The sequence below is a fragment of the Protofrankia sp. Cj3 genome (genome assembly GCF_917627355.1).
Classification (GTDB): Bacteria; Actinomycetota; Actinomycetes; order Frankiales; family Frankiaceae; genus Protofrankia.
This window is the reverse complement of record NZ_CAKJTR010000231.1, coordinates 6,177-8,390: the sequence shown is the minus strand read 5'-3', so window position 1 is coordinate 8,390 and position 2,214 is coordinate 6,177. Positions and strand designations below refer to the sequence as shown.

At 67.3% G+C, this 2,214-nt stretch carries 1 protein-coding gene; it reads left to right on the top strand.

The features are described 5' to 3' along the window. The first annotated feature begins 463 nt into the window (after window positions 1-463). Complete coding sequence (locus MJ783_RS21005) at window positions 464-2,113, top strand: esterase-like activity of phytase family protein (RefSeq protein WP_239313059.1); 1,650 nt, start codon at window positions 464-466, stop codon at window positions 2,111-2,113. The last annotated feature ends 101 nt before the right edge of the window (window positions 2,114-2,214 follow it).

Here is a 2,214-nt window from a genome sequence, read left to right as displayed (position 1 = left end):
CTCCTCGGCTGAAACGGAAGCTCATGCATGATCCTGTAGCGGTGATCGTCACGCCCGCCGACATGGATCGGGGAGCATGCTGGGAACTGGGTGCCACGGTGGCTGCGTGTACTGGCTCCCGAGCCGTCCTGAAAAGCGACGGTAGACGCCTGCAATATCTCAGAGGGGTTTGATCCCGATCTGTGGGTCTATCGGCAGCTTTGTCTTCCAGCTTGCGAGCCGGTTTTGCGCAGGTTCGAGGAGAATAATGGGATTCTTGCCCAACGTGACGGGATGCGGACTGTCGTTTTTGTCCTATGAGGGTCGTTGCGGTTGATGCCCCTCACCGCTGCCGGCTCCATCGGGTCCGCCAGCTGTCCGTGCGCGCGTTGCCCGTTTGTCGCTGGTTCGACGGCAGCCGTGCATCTGTGCTGGTGAGACTGGCCCGCGGCGCGTCGGGGGACGCGCCGCGGAGGAGGAACGGATGAACCGTCTGGGTGTCGCCGTGGTTGCGGCCGGTGCCGTGGCCCTGTCAGTAATCGGCGGCGGGGCCGCGTCCGCTGACCCGTCCGGCCAAGGACAGGAGCAGGAGCAGGGGCAGGGTCTTACAGCGCGTGATGACGCGTACTGGGTCAAGGCGGGCGGGGTTCTCACCGTGCGTGGCGAGGGAGTGCTGGGCAACGACACCGGGTGGCCGACGACGCTGGTCAGGCACACCCAACCAGCCCATGGGACTCTCACCCTGAAGCAGGACGGGTCGTTCAGTTACATCCCGGCCGCGGGCTTCACCGGGACGGACACGTTCACTTACTCGATCAGTGACGTGGTTTCGCTTTACAGCACGCACCTGCCGCCGATCGCGACGATCGGCGGTGTGAAGATCACCGGTGGTGGATACGGCTCGTCGCTGTACCCGGTGCCCGGCTCGCGGGACGAGTACTACGGCGTGACCGACCGCGGCCCGAACGTCGACGGGCCGAACGGGGTGAAGGTCGAGGCGCTGCCGGACTTCGACCCGGCGATCGGCCGGTTCCGGCTCGTCGACGGCAAGGCCGTCCTGGAAAGGACCATCCCGTTGCGCGCGGCGGACGGATCGCCGTACACGGGCCGGGCGAACAGCCAGGCGAACACCGGCGAGACGATCGTCGACCTGAATGGGAACGTCCTCCCACCCGATGCGTCCGGTTACGACTCCGAAGGGCTGGTAGCCCTACCCGACGGCACCTTCTGGGTGTCGGACGAGTACGGGCCGTTCATCACCCACTTCGGCCGTGACGGCCGCGCGATCGAGCGGCTCTCACCGTTCGACGGGTCGCTGCCGGCGGAACTGGCGAACCGGGTGCCCAACAAGGGCATGGAAGGGCTGACGGTCACCCCCGACGGACAGACGCTCGTAGGCGCGATGCAGCAGGCGCTGGCGCAACCCGATCTCACCGGCAAACCGGCCAACGTCACCACCCTGCGGATCGTGACGTACGGGCTGAGCACCCACGCCACGCACGAGTACCTTTACCTGCTCGACGACCCGAAGCTGAACAGCGGCGCGGTCAGCGAGATCACCGCGCTGAGCGACACGACGTTCCTCGTCGACGAGCGTGACGGCCACCCCGAGCCGGGTGCCTACAAGAAGCTGTTCCGGATCGATCTGGCCGGCGCCACCGACGTCGGACCGGCAGCGACGCTGCCCGGCGCGGTGTACGACGCGGCAAGGGGCGGCCTGCTCGTTGGCCCCAACCGACGCACGATCGAGGCTTTCGCCGGGACGGCGACCACCACGGCCGCGACCGCGGCGCTGGCCTCCGCCGGGATCACCCCCGTCACCAAGAGCCTCGCCCTCGACCTCGGCGGTCTGTTGACCGGCCTTGACCCGACCGGTGGCTTTTTCGGGCATGACAAGATTGAGGGAGTTGCGGTTGCCGACGGCGGACGCACAATCATCGTCAGCAACGACAGCGACTTCGGGATCGACGGCGTCACGAACAGCGCCCCACCGTTCCAGCTGCACGCGAAGGTGCTGCCGAACGGGGCGCAGGACGACGGCGAGTTCCTCGCGATCGACACCACTCGACTGCCGGCGGTTGCCAGCACCGCCACGGTCACCGTGACGGTCGGCCCGGGAAGCCACCGTCACTGACAGCGCCTGATCCGTGTTCGAGGCCGGCCCGCGCGAACCTGGCGGGGCGGCCTCAAACACGACGCGAGGTGCGTGCCTCAACCCCGTGATAACCCCGTGAT